This is a genomic window from Ideonella azotifigens, from assembly GCF_006519715.1.
Classification (GTDB): domain Bacteria; phylum Pseudomonadota; class Gammaproteobacteria; order Burkholderiales; family Burkholderiaceae_C; genus Ideonella; species Ideonella azotifigens.
The window spans coordinates 1-2,075 of sequence record NZ_VIDT01000839.1; the positions used below are offsets into that span (position 1 = coordinate 1).

General features: G+C 68.6%; 2 protein-coding genes and 1 riboswitch. Both genes read left to right on the forward strand.

Annotated elements, in window-relative coordinates; translation table 11 throughout:
* The coding region (locus FKP22_RS28285) for an AMP-binding protein (RefSeq protein WP_141291410.1) at positions 1 to 1,279 on the forward strand (1,279 nt) is incomplete at its 5' end.
* A gap of 164 nt (positions 1,280 to 1,443) precedes the next feature.
* Positions 1,444 to 1,531: riboswitch (cyclic di-GMP riboswitch) on the forward strand.
* Positions 1,532 to 1,669: 138 nt separating this feature from the next.
* On the forward strand, positions 1,670 to 2,075 hold a 406-nt coding region (locus FKP22_RS28290; RefSeq protein WP_141291412.1), incomplete at its 3' end, for a hypothetical protein.

The following is a 2,075-nucleotide window of genomic DNA, read 5'->3' on the forward strand; positions in this document are numbered from 1 at the left end:
TCAGGCCGAGGCGCTTGGCGAGGGCGAACAGGCGCTGGACCTGCTGCTGGCGCGCGAGTCGGCCGAGTTCACGCCGGTGCGCACGCGGGCGGACGACGGCGCATTGCTGATCTACACCAGCGGCACCACCGGCCCGCCCAAGGGCGCGTTGATTCCACACCGCGCCCTGATCGGCAACCTCAGCGGTTTCGTCTGCAGCCAGAACTGGTTGGTCGATCCTGCTTCTCGCGTGAAGCTCGGGCCCTCGGGCGTGCCGGCCGATGCGGTCTTCTGGAGCCCGGCCGACTGGGCCTGGACTGGCGGGTTGATGGACGCGCTGCTGCCGTCGCTGTACTTCGGTGTGCCCATCGTCGCCTTTGCCGGCCGCTTCTCGCCGGAGCGCGCCTTCGAGCTGATGCAGCGCCACCGTGTGACCAACAGCTTCCTGTTTCCGACCGCGCTGAAGGCGATGATGAAGGCAGTGCCGGCGCCGCGTGAACGCTACAAGCTGAAGCTGCGCGCGCTGATGAGTGCCGGCGAGGCGGTGGGCGACACGGTTTTCCACTGGTGCCAGCAGGCGCTGGGCGTGACGGTCAACGAGATGTTCGGCCAGACGGAGGTGAACTACATCGTGGGCAACTGCAGCCAAGGCCTGGGTTGGCCGCCGCGGCCCGGCAGCATGGGCCGCGCCTACCCGGGCCACCGTGTGGCGGTGATCGACGATGCTGGCAACGAGTGCCCACGCGGCACGCCGGGCGATGTGGCGCTGCATCGGCTGGATGTGCATGGGCAGCCCGATCCCATCGTCTTCCTCGGCTACTGGCGGCGCGAAGCCGCGACGCAGGCCAAGTTCACGCAGGCCAATGGCCAGGGCTGGTGCCGCACCGGCGACAGCGCGGTGATGGATGCCGACGGCTACCTCTGGTACCAGGGCCGCAGCGACGACGTGTTCAAGGCCGCGGGTTACCGCATTGGCCCGAGCGAGGTCGAGAACTGTCTGGTCAAGCACCCTGCGGTGGCCAACGCCGCGGTGGTGCCCAAGCCGGACGCCGAGCGCGGCGCGCTGGTCAAGGCCTACGTGGTGCTGGCGCTTGGCTTCGACGGCAGCGCGGCGCTGGTCGAGGCGCTGCAGCAGCATGTGCGCGGCCGGCTTGCGCCCTACGAATACCCGAAGGAGATCGAGTTCATCCAGGCCTTGCCGATGACGACCACCGGCAAGGTGCAGCGGCGGGTGTTGAGGCTGCAGGAAGAGGCGCGGGCGGAGCAGGCGCGTTTGCCTGGCCGGGACACCGCGGCATGAGCGAGCGGCGCGCATGCCCGGTGGATGGCAAAACCGCACGCGGCAGGAATTTGCCGCTTTGCCCCGTCCTTTGCAAACTCCATCACGCCGGGCCCTTTCTGCGGCCGTGCTTACCGGGAAACTGCTCAGTCTGATGGGCCCACGGGTCGATACATTGACTGACATCGAGACAAAGGCACACCCGCACGAAAGTCGGGGTCGCAAAGCTTCCGGTCTAAGGCCCTCAGGGGCGATGACAGCGGGGTTGCCAACGAAGCGGCGGGGCCAGCACGGCCCCTGAGCCGAGCGCGCCGTGTGCGCCATACGGCGCTGGCAACCCTGTGCAATGGTTGCGGCATGCGATTCCTGGCCAAGCGGACCGGGCCTGCGCTCGAGCTTCAGGAGTTCTGCATGAGCCACGTCACCCGCTTTGTCGTCCTGGCCGAGCGCCGCCTCGTCCGCCTGCTGGTTGCCGTGCTGCCGCTGATCGGCCTGATATCGGCACTGTGGTGGCCGCAGGCGGCGCATTCGCAGACCGGCAACTCGCACAAGATTGCCACCGACTTGCGCGACGTGCTGCAGTCCCCCTCTGCCGCCGCACGCGCCTCCTGGGCGCGCGACACCAGCAGTGGCCGCTATGTGCGCGTCCTGGTCGTCAGCAACTCGCCGGATCCCGAGCTGACCGAGCTGCGCGCGCACGTGCTGGCCGCAGGTGGCTCGGTGTACTACCGCTACCTGGCGGTCAGCGCGCTGTCGGTGCTGCTGCCCGCTGACCGCGTGGCCGAGATCGCACAGCGTGCCGACGTGCAGAGCATCT